The organism is Wolbachia endosymbiont (group B) of Longitarsus flavicornis (assembly GCF_964028135.1).
Classification (GTDB): Bacteria; Pseudomonadota; Alphaproteobacteria; order Rickettsiales; family Anaplasmataceae; genus Wolbachia.
On record NZ_OZ034758.1, the window covers coordinates 1,658,228 to 1,678,667 of the forward strand.

Here is a 20,440-nt window from a genome sequence, read left to right on the forward strand (position 1 = left end):
TTATAATTACAATGCTAAATGCAAACAGTGTACATAGAAACCATTTGACATTTAAGCAATAAGATCATAAATTATATACGGTATATAATTCTCTATGAGCTATGGTTACGCTAGACACTCCTAAGATAGATTTAGACTTTACTGCAAAGAATTTCAATCTCTTGGGAGTGGATAACAAATATTATACATTAAGTGACTGCTATGGGGAAAATGGTCTCATTGTAATGTTTATATGCAATCACTGTCCTTACGTTCAATCAATTATTAGCAATCTAGTAAGCGATGTTAATTTGTTGAAAAAAGATTATCAGGTAAACACCGTTGCAATCATGCCAAATGATGTAAATGAGTACCCAGAAGACTCCTTTGAAAACATGATTAATTTTGCCAAGGAAAATAAGTTTACATTTCCATATTTGATTGACAATAACCAAGAAGTAGCTAAAGAGTATGGTGCTGTTTGTACCCCTGATTTTTTTGGCTTTAATTCCAAACTAGCCCTCTGCTATCGCGGGCGTTTTAACAACACAAAAAAAGAGAAAGTTCAAAATTACGAAGTAGGAAGTAGTGATTTATTTCAAGCCATGAAATTTATTGCAGAAACTAGCAATCCTCCAGTTGACCAAAAATCAAGCATTGGTTGTTCAATAAAATGGTCTAATTCTACAGGTTAAATATTATGCACAGCGGCTCTCAGCATTTGTTTGATATTATAATTTTACTCTCTGCTGCTGTGTTTATAGTCATAGCGTTTTGGAAAATGAATATTAGCCCAGTACTTGGTTACTTTGTTGCAGGTGCATTGATTGGTTCTCATGGATTTAATCTGATACATTCAGTTGAAGTAATGGATAACTTTGCAGAGTTTGGCGTAGTTTTCCTATTGTTCATTATAGGTCTTGAATTGACATTTGAACGCCTTATCGCTATGCGTAGGCATGTATTTGGGTTTGGTTCTCTTCAAGTTATAGTTACTATGATAGCAATATGGTGCATTGCTCTCGCCTTTGGAGTGAGCATAAACATGGCAGCAGTTATTGGTGGTGGGCTTGCACTATCTTCAACAGCAATAGTGTTGCAGGTTCTGCAAGAAAAGGGTTCTCAAGCAAGCCAAGTTGGCAGATTGTCAATAGCAGTGCTACTAATGCAGGACTTTGCAGTGGTACCTCTAATAGTACTAGTGCCCCTGCTTACTGGCAATTCTGAACACAGCTTAATAAGCTCGTTGGCAGGCTCATTAGTGCAAGCAGCTATTGCATTGGTGTTGATATTTGTAACTGGTAGGTTATTACTGAGGCCATTGTTTTCGGTTATTGCCAAAATGGAGAGTAATGAAATCTTTATATCAACAACACTTCTGATAATATTAGGATCAGCATTTATTACTGAACAATTTCATTTATCAATGGCATTAGGCGCATTTGTTGCTGGGTTACTAGTTGCAGAAACAGAACACAGGAATTCGGTAGAACATGCAGTATTGCCATTTAAAGACTTATTTCTTGGTTTATTCTTTATGACTGTTGGCATGTCTATTGATATTGACCTTTTACTCAATAAGTTACCACTCGTTACTTTATTATCAATTATCCTTATCGTTTTAAAGACGTCCATTATATATACATTGTGTAGATTTTTTGGATTTAGAAGTGCACCTGCAATACAAGCTGGATTACTGCTTGCACAAGGCGGTGAATTTGCATTTATTTTATTCCGTTTAGCAGATGAATTAGATGTACTATCAAGTGAAATCGCTCAAGTGCTTATGATGGTAACTACAGTAACTATGGCTTTTACTCCTCTTTTATCGGGAATTGGAGACTGGATAGCAAATTCATTTAGCACTGAAAAAATAATACTAGACGATGAAGCAATCGAAACAGACACACAAGATCTTTATAACCACGTAATAGTTGCCGGGTTTGGTAGAGTGGGATATATGGTAACGAAAATGCTTACTGCGGAGCATTTAAGTTATGTTGTTGTAGATATTCAATCAAAAATAGTAAAAGAAGGAAAAAATGACAGTTTCCCTATATATCTTGGAGATGCTACAAGATATGAAATTTTAAAATCAGTAGGAATAGAAAGAGCTCAAGCTCTTGTGGTTTCAATAAAGAACGAAGTCACTATAAAGAAAATAGTTTCTCTAGTTGCAACAAACTTCCCGCATGTAAATATTATAATACGTTTACCAGATTTGAATAATGTGGAGGTTTATAAAGATCTAGGGGCTAGTAAAATTATTCCCGAAACGTCTGAAATTGGATTGCAGCTAGGTGGAGCAGCATTAAGTTTAAGTGGTATTAGCGAAAGCGGAGTTACATCTTTAAAAGGTAAATTTAGAAAAGGCAACTACAGTATGTTAAAAGACCTTGGTAGTGATAAAGATGAATAATCCTCTATCACTTTAATTAGTGACCAGAAAAACACATTTAATTAAGCAACTATACTCTCTAGAAAGGTGAAATTGACCTTATTGTAACTATGAACAAAATAATAATAAAAAAATTTGGTGGTACTTCGCTAACTGACTTAAATCGAGTTGCAAATCTAATAAAAAACGATATTGAAAAAGGTTATAATGTAATTGCTGTTGTATCTGCTGCTGCAGGATTCACTGACCAAATGGCTTTTCAAGCCAGGCAAATTTCAAATTTAAATTGTAGACAAGAGTTATCAGAGTATGATGTCCTGCTTTCAGCAGGAGAACAAATCTCTTGCGGGTTATTAGCTATCACTCTTCTGTCTGTTGGAGTTAATGCTAAATCATGGCTCGCCTGGCAGTTACCAATTCTAACGGATAATTTTTATTCTGAGTCTAAAATAAAAAAGATAAAAATTGACCATGTAAAAAGATCTTTTGCTGAGGGTTATACTGCTGCAATCATTGCTGGTTTTCAGGGTATACACGATGATAGAATCACTACTTTTGGTAGAGGAGGATCTGACATCTCAGCAATTGCCTTTGCTGTAGTCTTTGGTATTAGGACTTGTGAAATTTTTACTGATATTGACGGAATATATACAGCAGACCCAAAAATTGTTCCAAGGGCACGCAAGCTTAAATCTATCTCTTACAATGAAATATTGGAGATGTCGTCATCTGGTGCTAAAATATTGCATAATCGTTCAGTACAACTTGCAATGAAGCATAATATTAAGGTGCAAGTGTTATCCACTTTTGAGGAAGTAGAAGGCACTACAGTACTACACGAAAAAGATGTACTGGAAAGATACTTAATTACTGGAATAACTTATAGCACTCACGAAGCTCTTGTAACTTTTACTAACTTTGCAAATACTCTGGATACTTTAAGAGATATAGCAGGAGCAAACGTTAAAATTGACATGATACATGGGTCAAGCTTTTTGATTTCCAAATTTGATGTTGATTTAATGACAAAGTTATTGAACAAAGATGAAAATTATGTCGTAAACAATAATATAGCTAAAATTTCAATAATTGGTATTGGTGTTATGTCTAACACTGAAGTGATGTACCGCACACTCAAGGTTTTAAGCGAAAAAAAGATAGAAATACTTGCTGTTACAATGTCCGAAATCAAGATCAGTATAGTTGTTCAAAAAAAACACGCTGAGGCTTTAATTAGAGATTTACATACCGAATATGAGCTTGATGTATGACAGCACGCTTGAAATTTATTTACTTGATAATTCAAAAAACTTGAAAGAGCAAAGATAGTTATTGAAATTATCTTGATTTACATCGGTTATCCAAGTTTGACATTGAATGCTTAACACCTCCTCCATTAACACCTTTCTGTAATCTTTATCCAGATGCGACATTATATCGTCAAGCAGAAGAAGAGGTGCTTTATTGTAATGAATACACCTTGCTTTTACACTAGATAAGATGATAGAAAGCAGTAATAGCTTTTGCTCTCCAGTAGAACAAAGATTTATTGGCATGTCCCCTTTTTGGCAAAAAACCCAAAAATTATCATTATGTACAGAAAAGGTTACTCTACCAGTTAATGAGTCTTTTTCTCTGTTTTCCTTTAGACGATTCTGAAAATATTCTGTAGTATCGTCCAAAGTTAGCTGGCTGCTGAATTTCAAACTTGCCTTCGGAAAAAGCTTACAGGAATGGTTATCAATTGTGTCTTGTAATATCTTTAAAACAGATGATCGCATACGTAAAATATCAATTGCATTGGTAGCCATGACGTTTTCAAGACTAGAGAGCCAGCTTTCGTCCAAAATATTCTCTCTAAGCAATTTACTTCGCTCATGCTTAGCTTTTCTATATTTCATGTAGCAATAGGTGTAATTTTCTTCAAATAGTGAAACTATACGGTCTAAAAATTTTAACCTGTCGCTTGGAGAATTAAGAAGAATATAGTCCATTTGTGGAATTAGCCATATTACATTAGATATTCTATACAAAGATGAGTAGCTTGACTGCGTTTTCCCATCAATTTGTATTAATTTCTTATTAAGATTCTTTCCTATACCAATTGAGTTAAGCTCTGCTCCATTGAAAAAATCATAATACACTACCCAACTTTCATTACTGCGCCTATTTTGCATCTCATTGATTTTTGCTTTTTTCATTCCGTTGCTTTTAGCAAGCAATGAGATTGCTTCAAGTATATTAGTTTTTCCAATACCATTTTTGCCAGTTACTACAACTGGTCTATCATCTAAATCCAGTTCAAAGTTTGAATGACTACGAAAGTTATATAATTTCAGTTTTTTTATATAGCAATGGGTAGTCATTCTTTAATTTATATTCTCCTTACTTCTTCCAGAACCTCATCAACATGTCCAATAACTTTTACATTTTTCCAGATCTTCACTACTTTACCTTTTTTATCTATTAAAAAAGTAGTCCGCTCTATTCCCATATACTTCTTAAAAAACATGCTCTTCTTTACCCAAACACCATATTTTCCCAACATTTCAGCATTTTCATCAGAAATCAAAGAAAATGGCAGAGAATATTTTGCTTTGAAGTTAGCGTGGCACTTAACGCTATCTTTTGATACACCAATTATCACTGTGTCAAGAGAAGAGAAATTTTCTATTTTGTCTCTAAAGCCTTTTGCCTCCATTGTACAGCCCGGAGTATCGTCTTTAGGATAAAAATAAAGAACTACATTTTTTTTATCAAAAAATTCACTCAGTGATAAAATCTCACCAGAATCTGTTGGCAAGCTAAAATCAGGTGCATTATTTCCTATTGTTAATTCCATACTTTGCTCCATTATTAACACTTTTATGGTACTATATTATATTGTAATAGGAAGGGAGGATAAATGAAAGTAGCTTTTCAGATGGATGAAAGTATAAATTTTGAAGCTGATACTACATTTTCATTAATAAAAGAAGCGCAAAGAAGAAGGTACGAAATTTTTGTTTATGTACCTAATAATTTAGCACTCAAGTTAAATCAGCCAATTGCCCTTGCTCAGAAAGTCAGCGTTGATGATTGTAGCTTCATTTCAAAAGAGGATGTAGTAATCAACCTAAATGAAATGGATATCATATTTATCAGACAGAATCCACCATTTGATATGCGGTACATTACAACAACCTATATCTTAGAAAAGACTACTGCGTTAGTAATAAATAATCCAACAGAAATAAGAAACTGTCCTGAAAAATTAATTACTTCACTATTTCCAGAGCTAATTCCTCCAACTTTGATCACTGAAAATATATCGATGATTAGAAATTTTTGTCACGACTATCAGGATATCATCTTGAAACCACTATATAGCTATGGAGGAAATGACGTAATAAGAATACAAGACCAAAATAGCATTCAAGTGGTAGTCGATCTCATGATTGCAAAATATGAATGTCCTGTAATTGCACAAGCATTTTGTAAAAAGATAAATACAGATAAAAGAATACTGCTACTGGATGGAAAGCCAATAGGAGTAATGAAGCGAGTTCCAAAGTCTAGCGGAGAAATCAGAACAAATATGCGGCTTGGAGCAAGTTTTGAATCTATTGAAATGAATGATAGAGACACTGAAATATGTAATAAAATTGGTCCTGAGCTAAAGAAAAGAGGGCTAATATTTGTTGGTATTGATATTATAGATGACTTCCTGCTCGAAATTAATACTACCTCACCTACGGGAGTAGTTTATATCAATAAGTTGTATAGTAAATCACTAGAAAAAGAACTATGGAATGCATTTGAAGAAAAAGCAATTCGTCAACTAAGTTCTTGAGCTATTGCCTTAATAAATTCAGTAACTCCATTCCTTATTCTTGTTTTCTTAGTATTATTAGCCATATCACGCAATTTTTGACAATTTTGCAATAAATCAACTAGCAACTCTCCTAGATTCTTTTTCGCGTTACTATTTTGCTCAACTATTACAGCTGCTCCCGAATCTTCAATATGTTTTGCATTATAAAATTGATGGTTATCTTTTGAGTGAGGATAAGGAATATATACAGCAGGACGCTCAGCAAGAGTAATCTCTGCTATTGAAGTTGCCCCCGCTCTGCTAATTACCAAATGAGCATTGGCCAGTTTATTTTCTATATCATCGAAAAACTCACTTAACTCACAATCAATTCCTTCATTTTTGTATAGACTCTTGACCTTGTTTATATTTTTCTTCGTACATTGCTGCGTTACTCTAATCCTCTCTTTTACTTCAACAGGTAGATCACAAATTACGCTGCTCACTACATCATCAAAAAAATTTGCACCCTGACTGCCTGCTATTATTAACACGTTTAAAACTGTTTCAGCTCTAGAATAGCCTTGTGCTTCTATATCGACAAAATTTCCTGTAAAAACGCATTTACTACCTTCTGCATACTTAGTCTCTGGAAAGCTAGTTGCAATTAATTTTGCACTCTTGAAAAAGAATCTATTTACTCTCCCTAAAACTATATTTTGTTCATGTAAAATTATAGGTATAGAAAAAATCTTTGCTGCAAAAAGAGTTGGAAAAGAGGCGTAGCTACCAAAACCAATGATTAGCTTTGGTTTTAATTTTCTTGTTTGATACAGTGCTAATACACAACTATACATTAACAAAAAGAGAAACTTCAATTTGTTGCCACTTGGCTTGCACAATGGTAAAATATAACTTTCTATATTGATGGTTTTTTGATCAGTGAATAATATACAATTGTGCCCTTGTACCTTTAGTGCTTTTGCTAAGGTTATAGCTGGAAAAACATGCCCACCTGTACCGCCTGTTGCTAGAATAATAGTCATCTGTAAGTAGTAATTTGATAATAGATTGTTAATTATTTTTTAATACTTTGCATGTAAAATTTTATCAAGCTTTATGATAGTTGAGTTAAAAATGCCTAAAAGTAGTGACAGTAAAAAAGAATCTAACGTAAAAAATAAGCCTCAAGAGCAAAGCAGAAGCGGAGGTTTATTAAAAAACATAATAAAAGCTCTTTTTAACTCAGTTGTTGATCTACCTCAGCAAGAACAACTCAATAAAAATATTGATAGACAACAAGGTTTAGACAGTAAAAGAAAAAGCCCAGAGGATCTTAATCAGGAAAAAAAGCTTGAAGTGAAAGAAGCAGCTGAAGGGTTAAAAGAAAAGTTAGAAAAATCTGATATTGGTAATCAATCTATTAGAATTGAATCGCCTAATCAGGATAATTGTAGCTCTAAAACAATGGATCGTTAGCTTAACTATTTAACGATTCATCATCTGCAGCAAGTACTGATTCGTGTATAATTTCCGAAATAGTTGGATGAGGAAAAATCGTAGATTTTATGTCGCAGTCTGTTCCCTCTAGTTGCTTTGCAAGAGCGAAATTGCTAATTAACTCTGTTACTTCCGCTCCTATCATGTGAGCTCCAAGAAGTTCGCCTGTTTTTTTGTCTATAATTGTTTTCACTAAACCTTCAGTTTCACTTAGTGCAATAGATTTACCATTAAAGTTGGAGTGAAATTTTCCTACTTTTATATCGTATCCACTTTTTATTGCCTGTTCCTCAGTAAGGCCAACGCTTGCTACTTGCGGATGAGAGTAAGTGCAATTTGGTATGCACTCTTTTTTTAACTTATGAGCATTTTTACCGGCAATTTTCTCAACACAGATTACAGCTTCATGACTTGCTTTATGCGCTAAACATGGGGGACCAGCTACATCACCTATTGCATACACACTTGATTCACTTGTTTCATACCACTCATTCGTTTCAATGAAACCAGAAGGACTCAACTTAATTTTTGTATTTTCTAAACCTATATTTTCAGTGTTTGCTTGCACGCCAACTGCAACAATCACCCTATCAAATTCTTTGCTCTCACCACTACTTAGTAACACTTGAGCAAAGTCTTTATTTTTAGTCAAAGCTTTTACGCTACTGTTTGTATATATTTTTATCCTTTGTTTTGTGAATATTTCTTGTGCTAAATTTGAAATATCTTTATCTTCTAGCGGCAAAATAGTGTCTTTTACTTCTATAATTGTTACATCAACTCCCAAAGTACTATAAAAACTTGCAAACTCTATTCCTATCGCACCAGAACCTATGATTAGTAGAGATTTTGGTAACTTCTTTGGAGTCATAGCGTGCTGCGCATTCCATATTAAATCTCCATCTACTTCGATTCCAGGAAGATTTCTTGCCCTTACACCTGTTGCTAAAATGATATGCTTAGAAGAAATTTCCTCCTCCTTCTTATCATTAAGAATTTTTACAACATAGTTACCTGCAAGTTTACCAAAGCCTTGATGAACTTTGATGTTATTTTTTTTCATCAAATACTCAACACCACTTGATAGCTTATCAACAACGTTCCTTGAATATTTCACTATTGATTGTATATCAAAACTTGTATCCTTTACTTTTATGCCAAATTCTTCTGATCTTCTTATTAATCTATAAACTTCAGACGCTCTAAGTAGCGATTTTGTTGGTATACATCCCCAATTTAAGCATATACCACCCAAATTTTCCTCCTTTTCAACAATTGCAGTTTTAAGTCCAAGCTGCGCCGCTCTAATTGCTGCTATATAACCACCAGGACCGCTGCCTATAACTGTAATATCATACTCATTCATCAGTTTTCTTCGTATGCAAAAGACTATATATAACAGATGGAACCCGTATGATCAATGCTCAGGTGCATAGAAGCGGCTTGACAAACCTTCCCACTTTTCTTCTTATATCAATAAGAGTATTTATCCTTATTTTTAATCTCCGCGGGTTTAACAACAAAACTCAGATATTTATTGGCAGATTACATAAAAATTATAGCGGCTACATGTTTTTTAAATTTTTTCTACTTCAGCCAAAACACGCTTGTTAGCACATTATCAATTTACATTATTAAAACTCGCTATATAGGGATTCTTTTGCCTTTTTTTACTTAGTAAATTTATTAATATTTATAGCTAAAGCTTCAGGCCAGCACTTGATGCTGAAATCTTTACTACAAATAAGCATATTGAGCACAAAATTATGCTAAAATACAACGTTTTTGGTGAGACTATGGACAAACTGAATCCCAGTATCTGGGCACTGGGATGACAAGAAATAGGCTGCTTTCATAACAATGAAAGGTTATTTGGATGATAGCTGCACTTCCAGTTTCAGCTACTCGGATGACAAGAAAGAGGGCACTGGCATGCTGAACCATAATGTTCGTACAGCTGTGCAAGAATCAGTGGGTGTGACTTGCCAAATTTTTAAATTACGGACAGCACCAAGTAACGAACAAGTACAGCGTCTATACCAGTTACTGTTGTACCTTATTTCTTTCTCCACAATACATTTTACCTGATAAGAATAGAGCTACTATAAGATAAATAAGATTCCATGTTGCTAACGAAACACCAAAAATATAATGAGGTCTGTCACAAGACGGAGAGTAGTTAGGGTTTAATAGATTATTTCTTAGCTCTTCTATGCTAACGTTACCACTTGCTTGCTCTGTACAGCCTAAAACATCATGAAATAAGTGGAGTTCAAGACCTACATGATAAAAAGATATTATTGCACCAATGAGATAGCTGCAAAACATTGCATAGATTAGGATTTTGTTGTCTTTGAACATGTACGCAACTGCAAGTAGCCCTGTAACATAGTAAACTACTCGCTCGTATATGCATAACTTGCATGGTAGCATATTGAAGAAATACTCTAGCACATATGCAAAAATCAGAGCAGCGGCACTTGACAGCAAAAAGATTGTAGAACTGTTATTTATATCTGACATAATTAACGAATTACCACAACAACCGAAAAAGTCAACTTTTGTTTAATAATGTTCTATATAATTATAAAGCGACACATATCACTCTATAACTTTTTTATCTAGCCTCTATGCATGTATTCACAGCTAGATACTGATTTAGTTTGCATACTAGTTACAACCCTAGTATCACTATCTATTCTTGCAATCTCTTCTTTAGTATACAATTCATCCTTGTTTTTCGTCCAGCTATTGTCATATTGAATATCAACTTCTCCTCCATTGGTTTTAAACCCAAATGTTTCTTTTATAAGCAATCTTTTCTCTTCTTGTAATCTATTAAGATGTTCGCTAAGACTTGTATAATCAGAAGTAGGAAGAACCTCATTAATAGGACTGTTATATACAATATTTTCCATTAGTGTATAAATGTGATGCGGTGATGATCGGAGAGTAGGATAATACTTTTGAAATCTATGCTTTATCTCATTATAAAATTCCGTAACCTTTACTTTACCAGCATCACTTACAGCAACTATAGCATTCTCAATATTTGTTATACCGTCATAGTCGTGACCTGTCTTGTCATTTTCAGCAACCAAAAAGCCCTGCCTAGCATGAATCTTACCAACTTTCTTGTCTTCTTTAGGTGAGATATCAAAATCAAAATAGATCATAGGAGATTTCAATACCAACAACATAAATATACGCATACTGTCTATCTCAACACCAAAAGATAATCTTTTACTTTCTGTAATAGAGTATAGATCTTTGAAATATTGAGATACAGTGTATAAAGGACATTTAGATAGTTCTGTTTTCTTATCTGTTTGTAAGTGAAAGCTAAATTCATACTCTCCTAAATCCAGCTCATTAAAGTCTATAAGCTCTATGTTTTTGTTTGGGTTAAACTCTCTGTTTGATATTTTATTCTCCAACTCTTTACGTTGCGTAGGAGTAAAACCAGATCCATTTATTACTAACTTCACTACACGCGTATCTTCTCTTTTTGCCCATTCGCTCAATCTCTCCAAATATTTTTCTGGGATCGGATATCCATATCGCCTTGGAAGCCACTGAAATACTAAAGGTGTATCAACCGTGAAAGTATGTGGAGATCCAGGCCTTAAATCTTGTCCTTTATAATTCATAGCAAAAGCACTAAATAAGTTAATATTTTACTATATAATATTAACTTATCAACTACTTATCTAAGTAATATTGTTTATTTGTTAACAATATTAATAAGATAAAAAACTATATTATTAATAAAACAAGATTACCTACTTTACATAGGGATTTTTGTTCTTTTTCAAAAGTAATCTGACTGGTACGCCTTCAACAAAGAAGTTTTTTCTAAGACCATTAGTCAAATAACGTTTATAACTCTCATCAACACTTTCCGGGACGTTGCATACCAAAGAAAAAGCTGGAGGTTTGGTGCCAATTTGAGCAATATACTTCATTTTAATTGCTCTACCTTTTATAAGTGGGTGAGAATGTTTTTCCACAGCATCTATTAGCCAATTATTCAGTTTTGCAGTGCTGATCTTCTTGTTTAAGGATTCACTCACTTCAAGACACTTATCTATCACATCACCACAGCGCATACCTTTCAATGCAGAAATTGTTACAGTTGGCACTTCCAAAAATAACCGAGTCACTTCCTGTTGTTTGACAAATTTTATTAACTTACTTCTGTCATCCTTACCTATTAAATCCCACTTATTTAAAACAATGATAATTCCCTTCCCCCCTTTAATTGCAGCTTCAGCAATTGATAAATCCTGCTGCTCAACGCCAAGCAAGGAATCTAGCATTAAAATCACTACATGAGAGCGCTTTATTGACTCTATACTTTTTTCAACAAATCTTGATTCTAAGTTATCAACAACATTTGCCTTTCTGCGGATTCCCGCAGTATCGATGAGAGTGATTAATTTCCCATTATGGTCGTATGAAATATCCACAGAGTCACGCGTGGTACCAGGTTTTGAGCTTACTATTAGTCTATTTTCTGCAAGTAAATTGTTTAAAAAAGTTGATTTTCCAACGTTTGGGCGACCGATGATTGCAATCCTCAGTCTAATGGACTCACTTTCAGGCAGCTCAGTTTTTTTGTTAAAATCTTCAATAACACCAGCTAATACATCATAAAGATCAATCATACCAAGATTATGTTCGGCTGAGATATACACCGGACCTATGAAGTTGAAGAACTGCAAATAATCAACATTTTCCGATTTATGACTTTCGCATTTGTTTGCTATTAGTATTACAGGTTTGTTCGTTTTTCTCTTCAGCCACTTTGCAAACTCTTTGTTCTGCTCGTTTTGCACTTTTGCATCAACAAGAAAAAAAATTACATCTGCGCTTAATAAAGAAAACTCTATTTGTTCAATAACTTGTAGTGAAAAACTGGTTTGGTCATTCCATCCTCCTGTATCTATAACTTTAAACTCTAAATCACTAATTCTTCCAATTCCTTCACGCCTATCTCTCGTTACTCCTGGAATGTCACTAACTACCGCTGCTTTTCTTCTTACTAGCCTATTAAATAGAGTTGACTTGCCTGCATTTGGAAGGCCTATTATTACTATTTTCAGCATAGTTTAAGAGCGTATTTTATACATAGTAAATTATAATCAAAATTTTTTAGTTTAACTATTGACTTGATAGATTATATACCTATCCTAAAATTAGGATATTTTATCTTAAGTTTATTATGTAAAATTGGAGGCGCTATGCATAATGCAAATGAAACTTTAATAATGAATTTCGATCAAGTTGCTCAATTAACTCCTAAAATTTATAAATTAGGGACACCTTATAACAACAGGACACGTATATGTAACTATATAACTTTAGCTAAAGCATTGGAGAATCTCAATGATCCATCCCGGTCACATGAAAATAAGGAGCTTTTTTTGAGTGACAATGATGAAGAAACTAAGAAATTTCTGAGTGTAATTCGAAAAGGAATTGCTGAATATACAGGTAATGATTCTGTAGATGTGAGGTTGAGAGGAAAAGAAGATAAATCATTTACTGCGTGGGTATCGTTAAAAGAAGGCAGAGGTGAGTTAAAATTTGATAACTCATTTCCTGGTAAAGCCTTAAAGGATAGTAATCCAAAAATTGGAGCTTTTACATTGGTATCTCCAGAAGATAAAAGGTTGGTGCGTGTTTCATAAAGTGATGATGGTGTAAGGCTTTATCAAATACTAAATGAGTCTTGTATAATTAAATTTAACTGGAAAGTGGGTGATAGAGATTGCAGTATTGCTTTAAATATTAGTGAAAATGGTAACGTATTTTGTACTGATTTAAGTGATAATATAAGTCCTGAGGACTTCGAGGAAAACAAAGCTGTAAAAATAAAAATTGGCTATTATGAGAATAAGAAGATGGATAAATATAATGACATGACTCTAGCAAAATTGGTCTCATTGGCTTCAAACTTACAAGGAATTGAAAGAGAAGTTATAACAATTAATCCATCAACAGGTGTAACAAGTGCAAGTGCACAGAATGTTAGTGAGTCTCAGCATTCTCAAAATATTAAATAGAAATTGCTAGCGCATTAATTATCGTACACATACACCGTTGCATGCAGTAACGGTGTATGTGTATAATCAATAGGATTTGTAAGCTCAATAAAGTTTACAACCAATTTGAAAGTTATTTTACTACATGCAAGACTCTGAAATACTAGAAACTCTAAAGATCAAAATATTAGAAGCCGAAAAAGGAGGAGGTCCTGATAGAGTTAACAAACAACATGAAAAAGGAAAGCTAACCGCTAGAGAAAGGCTGAGTATATTGCTCGATGAAAATTCATTTCAAGAGTATGATAAGTTTGTGAAGCATCACGCAACTGATTTTGGCATGCAAAATGCTGATTTTTTAGGTGATGGAGTTGTAATTGGCCATGGTACTATTTATGGCAGAAAAGTTTTTGTTTATTCTCAGGATTTCACTGTCTTTGGTGGATCACTTGGTGCATCACATGCAAAAAAAATATGCAAAATTATGGATATGGCAATTAATGCCAGAATTCCAATTATCGGACTAAACGATTCTGGTGGAGCCAGAATCCAAGAAGGAGTAAATTCCCTTGCTGGTTACGGAGAAATTTTTCAAAGGAATGTAAATGCATCAGGCGTTATACCACAAATCTCTCTAATCATGGGCCCATGTGCTGGCGGTGCAGTTTACTCTCCAGCGCTAACCGATTTTATTTTCATGGTAAAAAATAGCTCATACATGTTTATAACCGGACCAGATGTAGTGAAAAAAGTTACATACGAGAACGTAAGCCACGAAGATCTCGGTGGAGCAAAAATTCATACGAGCAAAACAGGAGTAGCAGATTTTGCATTCAATAATGAAGTTGAAATGCTACTAGAAATGCGAAAATTCTTCACCTTTTTGCCAGCAAACAATCAAGAGTTGCCAAAACCTGTACCAATCTGCGACTTAATTGATGATGTTGATGAATCTTTGAACACTCTAGTTCCTAATAATCCTAATACTCCTTATGATATGTATGAACTCATTGAAAAGGTGTGTGATGAAAGGAAATTTTTTGAACTAAAACCTGATTTTGCTCGTAATATCATAATTGGTTTTGGTAGAATTGGAGGAAATACTGTCGGTATTGTTGCAAATCAACCTATGCACCTTGCAGGATGCTTAGATATTGACTCTTCAAGAAAAGCTGCAAGGTTTGTAAGGTTTTGTGACGCATTTAACATTCCCATCATCACACTTATTGATGTTCCAGGTTTCCTGCCAGGTACAAATCAAGAATACAATAATATAATACAACACGGAGCGAAACTGCTTTACGCTTACGCTGAAGCGACCGTGCCGAAAATTAGCCTTATCACTAGAAAAGCGTATGGTGGTGCATATATTGTTATGAACTCAAAGCATTTAAAAGGTGATATAAATTATGCTTGGCCAACTGCTGAAATAGCTGTAATGGGCCCTGAAAGTGCAGTTGAAATTATATTTAGGCATGAAAAAGACCAGCAAACGTTAATCAAAGAATATAAAGAGAAATTTGCTAATCCATTTTTTGCTGCATCACATGGATACATTGATGACATTATAGTGCCAAGTAAAACAAGGCATCACTTTCACAAAGCATTAGAGCTACTTAAAAACAAGAAAGTAGAAAGAATATGGAAGAAGCATGATAATCTTCCTTTGTAACTTTCCTCTCAGTCTTTATTGTAAGGTCTACAGTGCCGTTACACCAAGTTGGATTACCAATAACGCTAACTTTTGGATTCTTTTTTCTACAATATATTCTTACTTTAGCTAAAAATTACTTCCGCACATTTTAAATCTGATTATAACTACAATTAGAGATACTTTTAGAGCTCAAAAATTTATCTTTGTCTGCAGACTTTTTTTATTAAACTCATAAAAAAATGTAGCGTATCCTCTTCAGCGTATGTGGGTGCATACACACATACTTAATTTCTGTCGTATGTGCACTGCATTTTTTTCTAATCTTTTTTTCATAGGGGGATTTTATGTTCAGAATTCCAGATACTTGACCTTTACTTTAGCTAATAAAAACCAACTGGTACCTGCGGTTTTTATAGCCTCAAAATTTCAATCAAAATTCAACTATCATTCAAAGAAACTTATAGTTATTCTTAGTGTTATTACTATAGTAACAGCGCTATGATGATAAGAATATGGAATCCTTTATAACTTTCTTCTCAGTCTTTATTATAAGGTGTTCAATAATATGGGAAGAGTAAAGTTTTAAAGAGATAATTAAAATTATCCTTATCACCTACTTAGCAATAAATTATATTTGCTTAATCGTAATTACTTACACTTCTTCAATGTCCTGTTTTATTTATGGCAAACATTAAGCTTAAAAACGTACACAGTCTATTAAATTATATTATTTGTTTTTTCCTTATATACATTCAGTATACGCACTCTGCTATTGCTTTAGATAACTCTTCATCACATTTAAAAAACTTACCTGATTTTTTACCTTTTAGAAAACCTTTTGATAATATAGAAAAAATTATTAGAACTGACAATTTTAGAAGTTTTGATCTTGATAAAAGAAATAAGCTTTATACCAATGCTCATAATAGTATCAGTCTTGTAAATATTATTAATAAAATTATCTTAGCTCAAGATAACTTATTCATACTAGAAAGTAAGCCGTATAATATAGTACTTGTTGATAATCCCAATCTTAGTAGAACTACAGGTGCTGCAGGAAAGGACTATGTAATTATTGAGGGAAGCTTAAAAAAAAATATCAAAGATTATACTAGAGTGATATCACATGAATTAATTCACAGATATATAGGACATATAATAGAGCAAGACAACGATAAGAAAAATGAAATAAAATATAAGTGGTTTTTTGAAGGATTTACGGAATTTTATGGAGTGAAAACCTTACTTGACACGAAACTTATTAATAAAGATGAATATTTAGAAATAATTAATGCTATTTTAAAAGAATATTTTAACTCCTTAGTACTTGATATTAATTTTGAAAAGGTAGGCAAAAAACATTTACTTGATCAAAACATAAGCATGTTGAGCTATAACAAAGGTTTTATTCTTGCAATGATAATTGATGAGAAATTAAATGAGATTAGTAATGGAGAATATAACTTATTAAATATTATAAATAGAATAATAAATGAAGCGACTTCAAAGCAAGTTAATTTTAATGTTGACTTATTTGCAAGTCATTTAAAACATTACTTACCAGAGTCTTTTATAAAAGACATCATAGCCTCTATAAGAGATTCTAGCATACTTCTCAGTTTGTTACCTAGTAGATTACTCAATAAAAATTTAACTTTCCAAGATACTGATAAGTATAGTGATATATGCTTTAACTTAACCAGAAGTCTAGAGCTACAAAAAATACGTGGGGTTAAATTAGGTAGTGATTGCCATAATATGGGACTCAAGAATGGTCAAGAACTAAAGTGTTATAGTATTGACTTTAATAGTGGTAATATTAAGTTAAAAGTCCTTGAAAACAAGATACCGAAAGTTATACATTTGAAAGCCAACAAAATAACGAGTAGCACTCCAATATATAAATAGCTCAGATAAATGCTTGACGAAAGCTATAGTAAACCTAGACTTTGCTATTTTAAAGCAAAATAATTATGGTAAACAATAAAGAAAAACAAGTGAATTTATTATTAGAGCTTCTTAGCGCTAATATCGGTCAAGTTAGCAGTAGTATTATACTTAAAAGAATAGAGAAGCTTTCAGATAATTTTCATGGTAGAAATAATCACAGTAGCCATTGTCAGTTTGATAGAGATGGTGGAGGGCATGGTAATATCACTGCCATTAAGTTAAGGAAAAGTGATGAACTGTATTATAAAATCAGGTAAGATTCACAAATTAAAAGAAGTAATGACATGAGTAAAAAAAAGAATAATCATGTTTATAAAAAATAAATTGATGAGTTTAAACTTTATAAACGCACACAGAGCATCCTCAAAAGACTTCTCACGAAAAAGAAAGCTGCCCTTCGTTAATGTATTTCTCCTGATTTTTAGAAAGAGTGTAAAGTCATTACAAGTGATGCTTAATGAGTTTGTTCTGCATACAAGAAAAGATTATACAATTACGGCAAGTGCATTTACTCAAGCAAGAAAGAAGCTAAAACATACTGCGTTTTCAGAGTTAAATGATGATATAGTTTCCCTATACTACCAAGATCAGGAATTTAAAACCCACCATGGCTTCAGAGTACTTGCATTTGATGCTTCAATACTGATTCTGCCAAAGAGCGACAAAATAATAGGTGAGTTTAGCTCAAGAGCAGTATGGAATGGAATCCAGAGATTTGAAGACTATACAAGTGCAACCTTTGAAGTTTGTTACGATGTGCTAAATAATATTGCAATAAAATCTGTGCTAAGTAGAGGTGACAGCTATGAGGTTGATTTAGCAATCGGTATGCTTGAATCCATAAAATCAGACGATTTGTTAATCTGTGATAGAGGATACGTATCTTATCGATTTCTTGCTGAGCTTACAGGAAGGAAAATCAATTATATAATTCGCTGTTCAAGTTCGTCTTTCAATGAAATAAACGCTATGTTTAAGCCGGAAAGCCCATCTAGTACGGTGGTAGTGTCTACCGCACCTATTAAAGTAGCAAGACAGCTACGAAAGCTAGGATTACCTGATGAGATGAAATTCAGGTTAGTCAAAATAATACTTTCTTCTGGCGAAGTTGAAGTGTTAGTAACATCTCTGTTAGATGAGAAACGTTTTACAGTTGAAGAGTTTGAGAGATTATATTACTTGCGCTGGGGAGTAGAAACATTTTTTTCTAGGCTGAAGGGAAGATTAAATTTAGAGAATTTCACAGGAAAAAGTATTGAAACTATCAAGCAGGATTTTTGGTCAACTATCTTCATCAGTAATCTAGAAAGTATCATGATAGAAGATGATGAAGAGACATTGAGCTCACAGAATAGTAAACTAAAAAAAAGCATCAATAAATCTGTCTCATTTAATGCGATTAAAAACTTAGCCTTTGATATTTTTTCTACAGAGTCAGACATAGACTGCATTATGGATCGACTATCACAGTTATTTTTGATGAACACTTTAGTGGTGAGAAAAGGGAGAAGAGTTGATCGTCATAAGATATCTGATATTCGTTCACTCAACTACCAGAAAAGAGCTAGAAAACATGTGTTTTAAATTCAAGATATCTTTTCAGTATCATTGCATTAGTACATTCTTTGCAAAATAACCTGCAATTATTACTTTTTTAAATAACTTGCACTTTTCAGACTCCCTTTTCTTAAAAATTCACCCTAGTATTTACCATAATTATCAATCACTTCAAATTTTTTGTCCAATCTTAACTTCTCTTTCCCTTAACTTAATGGCAGTGGCTGCTATATCCCCTAGATGGAGGAGAAATTGAAATGATAAAGGCTGAACTTGGGAGTTACGCTTTTGCTGCTCAATATCAACAAAATCCTCTGCCGCTTTCAAGTGGTATAATTAAGCAAGAATGGTTGAAACGCTATAGAAATTTTCCTGACAATCTCTCGCATATAACTCAGAGCTGGGATACTGCAGTTTCAACAAACGATTCTAGCGGCTTTAGTGTCTGCACCACCTGGACAAAGGTAGATAATAAGTTTTATTTACTCGATGTGTGCCGTGCAAAGCTTGAGTATCCAAAACTTAAAGAACAAGTTCTGTCACTAGCTGCAAGATGGAAGCCGCACGCAATTTTAATCGAAGCAAAAACGAGTGGTCAGCAATTGATTCAAGAGCTAAAGGCAAATAGTGACCTATCTGTTATCGAAATAGTGCCACATAGTAGTAAACTTGCCCGATTCCACCAGGTTGTTCCAATAATAGAATCTGGCAAGGTTTTTCTGCCACACCAAGCAGTATGGCTCAGCGATTTTGAGTATGAAATTTTAATGTTTCCAGAAACCCGCCACGACGATCAAGTCGACAGCACCGTGCAATATCTGCAGTGGATGAAAGACAGTAGCTCGCGAGTTGCAGCTATACGGACATTGTGAAAATAGCTGATACTGGAAATTATCTTTTTAATACAAAAACAAAGCAATTAGAAACACTATTATTATATTCTTAACTTATCCCTATTATAGTGTTTTTTTAACAATAGGTGTTGATCATAACTAATCAAATAAGAGAGCTTACAGAAAAAATGGACTATTTTGAACAAGATGTAGTTATAGGTTTTAAAAATACAATAGATATGCTAAGTGAAGAAATAAAATCCTTTAATCAAGAAGCATCTGAGTTCAAACAATTATTTCATAAATTAAATGAAAGAGCAAAAATTGATGCAGACATTGCTTTTGATGTTATAGATATTCAGGACAGAGTAATACCTTTAGACAAGGAAATAATCGAACTTAATGAAAAATTAGAAAATATATCCAGTTTAGAATTGCTAGCTTCTGATAAAGAAGAAACACAAAGCAGGGAATATGATGAGTATTTACCAAGTGTTTCTGATTTAGCAATTGGCGGTACTGTACTAGCACTTTTGTAAAAATTTTACTCGCAAGTTTTTTATTAATGTATACATAATCAGATATATTTCTCCTACTTTATCTAGCGTAATGTAGGAGTTCTTTCTTAAGTGATTTAAAATTGGATTACGTCTCAATATAATTCGTTATGTTTTTTCATTTAAGGTATTTTGTATATTAAAAAATTTAGCTTATCTTTCGCACTAGTTT

The 20,440-nt window shown here is 33.3% G+C and carries 19 protein-coding genes and 1 pseudogene; 13 read left to right on the forward strand and 7 right to left on the reverse strand.

Annotated elements, in window-relative coordinates:
* The first annotated feature begins 101 nt into the window (after positions 1-101).
* From ABWU45_RS07910 to ABWU45_RS07920, 3 genes are all read left to right on the forward strand, one after another.
* On the forward strand, positions 102-674 hold the full coding sequence (locus ABWU45_RS07910; RefSeq protein WP_139686726.1) for a thioredoxin family protein: 573 nt from the start codon (positions 102-104) through the stop codon (positions 672-674).
* A gap of 5 nt (positions 675-679) precedes the next feature.
* Positions 680-2,398, forward strand: coding sequence for a monovalent cation:proton antiporter-2 (CPA2) family protein (locus ABWU45_RS07915; protein WP_353278450.1), 1,719 nt, complete (start codon positions 680-682; stop codon positions 2,396-2,398).
* A gap of 89 nt (positions 2,399-2,487) precedes the next feature.
* Complete coding sequence (locus ABWU45_RS07920) at positions 2,488-3,648, forward strand: aspartate kinase (protein WP_353278451.1); 1,161 nt, start codon at positions 2,488-2,490, stop codon at positions 3,646-3,648.
* Between the two features lie 15 nt (positions 3,649-3,663).
* Here the strand turns inward: ABWU45_RS07920 and recF are convergent, their stop codons facing one another.
* The gene (gene recF / locus ABWU45_RS07925) at positions 3,664-4,743 is read right to left on the reverse strand and encodes a DNA replication/repair protein RecF (protein WP_353278452.1); all 1,080 of its coding nucleotides are present in this window, start codon (positions 4,741-4,743) and stop codon (positions 3,664-3,666) included.
* Positions 4,744-4,751: 8 nt separating this feature from the next.
* The gene (bcp, locus tag ABWU45_RS07930) at positions 4,752-5,219 is read right to left on the reverse strand and encodes a thioredoxin-dependent thiol peroxidase (protein ID WP_353278454.1); all 468 of its coding nucleotides are present in this window, start codon (positions 5,217-5,219) and stop codon (positions 4,752-4,754) included.
* 63 nt (positions 5,220-5,282) lie between these two features.
* Between bcp and gshB the strand changes: the two genes are divergently transcribed.
* Positions 5,283-6,209, forward strand: a complete 927-nt coding sequence (gene gshB, locus ABWU45_RS07935; RefSeq protein ID WP_006013315.1) for a glutathione synthase — start codon at positions 5,283-5,285, stop codon at positions 6,207-6,209.
* Here the strand turns inward: gshB and ABWU45_RS07940 are convergent.
* On the reverse strand, positions 6,194-7,216 hold the full coding sequence (locus tag ABWU45_RS07940) for a UDP-N-acetylglucosamine--N-acetylmuramyl-(pentapeptide) pyrophosphoryl-undecaprenol N-acetylglucosamine transferase (RefSeq protein WP_353278456.1): 1,023 nt from the start codon (positions 7,214-7,216) through the stop codon (positions 6,194-6,196). The genes gshB and ABWU45_RS07940 overlap by 16 nt on opposite strands.
* 73 nt (positions 7,217-7,289) lie before the next feature.
* Here ABWU45_RS07940 and ABWU45_RS07945 point away from each other — a divergent pair, with 73 nt between their 5' ends.
* Positions 7,290-7,649, forward strand: coding sequence for a hypothetical protein (locus tag ABWU45_RS07945; protein ID WP_214303140.1), 360 nt, complete (start codon positions 7,290-7,292; stop codon positions 7,647-7,649).
* Position 7,650: 1 nt separating this feature from the next.
* Here the strand turns inward: ABWU45_RS07945 and lpdA are convergent, their stop codons facing one another.
* The 4 genes from lpdA to der form a co-directional block, all read right to left on the reverse strand.
* Positions 7,651-9,036 (reverse strand): dihydrolipoyl dehydrogenase, encoded by a 1,386-nt coding sequence (lpdA, locus tag ABWU45_RS07950; RefSeq protein ID WP_139686719.1) that lies wholly within the window; start codon positions 9,034-9,036, stop codon positions 7,651-7,653.
* Between the two features lie 677 nt (positions 9,037-9,713).
* Positions 9,714-10,193, reverse strand: a complete 480-nt coding sequence (locus ABWU45_RS07955) for a disulfide bond formation protein B (RefSeq protein ID WP_010403761.1) — start codon at positions 10,191-10,193, stop codon at positions 9,714-9,716.
* A 98-nt stretch (positions 10,194-10,291) separates the two neighbouring features.
* Complete coding sequence (locus tag ABWU45_RS07960) at positions 10,292-11,320, reverse strand: hypothetical protein (RefSeq protein ID WP_353278458.1); 1,029 nt, start codon at positions 11,318-11,320, stop codon at positions 10,292-10,294.
* A 132-nt stretch (positions 11,321-11,452) separates the two neighbouring features.
* Positions 11,453-12,778 (reverse strand): ribosome biogenesis GTPase Der, encoded by a 1,326-nt coding sequence (gene der / locus ABWU45_RS07965; RefSeq protein ID WP_353278459.1) that lies wholly within the window; start codon positions 12,776-12,778, stop codon positions 11,453-11,455.
* Positions 12,779-12,913: 135 nt separating this feature from the next.
* Between der and ABWU45_RS07970 the strand changes: the two genes are divergently transcribed.
* From ABWU45_RS07970 to ABWU45_RS08005, 8 genes and pseudogenes are all read left to right on the forward strand, one after another.
* Positions 12,914-13,363, forward strand: a complete 450-nt coding sequence (locus ABWU45_RS07970; protein WP_353278461.1) for a hypothetical protein — start codon at positions 12,914-12,916, stop codon at positions 13,361-13,363.
* 66 nt (positions 13,364-13,429) lie between these two features.
* On the forward strand, positions 13,430-13,738 hold the full coding sequence (locus ABWU45_RS07975) for a hypothetical protein (RefSeq protein WP_353278463.1): 309 nt from the start codon (positions 13,430-13,432) through the stop codon (positions 13,736-13,738).
* 124 nt (positions 13,739-13,862) lie between these two features.
* Entirely contained in the window at positions 13,863-15,389 is a 1,527-nt protein-coding gene (locus tag ABWU45_RS07980) for an acyl-CoA carboxylase subunit beta (protein ID WP_353278465.1), read from the forward strand.
* Between the two features lie 663 nt (positions 15,390-16,052).
* Positions 16,053-17,279 (forward strand): hypothetical protein, encoded by a 1,227-nt coding sequence (locus ABWU45_RS07985; protein ID WP_353278467.1) that lies wholly within the window; start codon positions 16,053-16,055, stop codon positions 17,277-17,279.
* Positions 17,280-17,344: 65 nt separating this feature from the next.
* Entirely contained in the window at positions 17,345-17,578 is a 234-nt protein-coding gene (locus ABWU45_RS07990; protein ID WP_353278469.1) for a hypothetical protein, read from the forward strand.
* Positions 17,579-17,627: 49 nt separating this feature from the next.
* On the forward strand, positions 17,628-18,905 hold the full coding sequence (locus ABWU45_RS07995) for an IS4 family transposase (RefSeq protein ID WP_353277994.1): 1,278 nt from the start codon (positions 17,628-17,630) through the stop codon (positions 18,903-18,905).
* Positions 18,906-19,102: 197 nt separating this feature from the next.
* Positions 19,103-19,750: pseudogene (gene terL, locus ABWU45_RS08000) on the forward strand (phage terminase large subunit); the annotation flags it as partial.
* Between the two features lie 107 nt (positions 19,751-19,857).
* A complete protein-coding gene (locus tag ABWU45_RS08005; protein ID WP_353278470.1) occupies positions 19,858-20,250 on the forward strand; it encodes a hypothetical protein in 393 nt (130 codons plus the stop codon).
* Positions 20,251-20,440 lie beyond the last annotated feature (190 nt).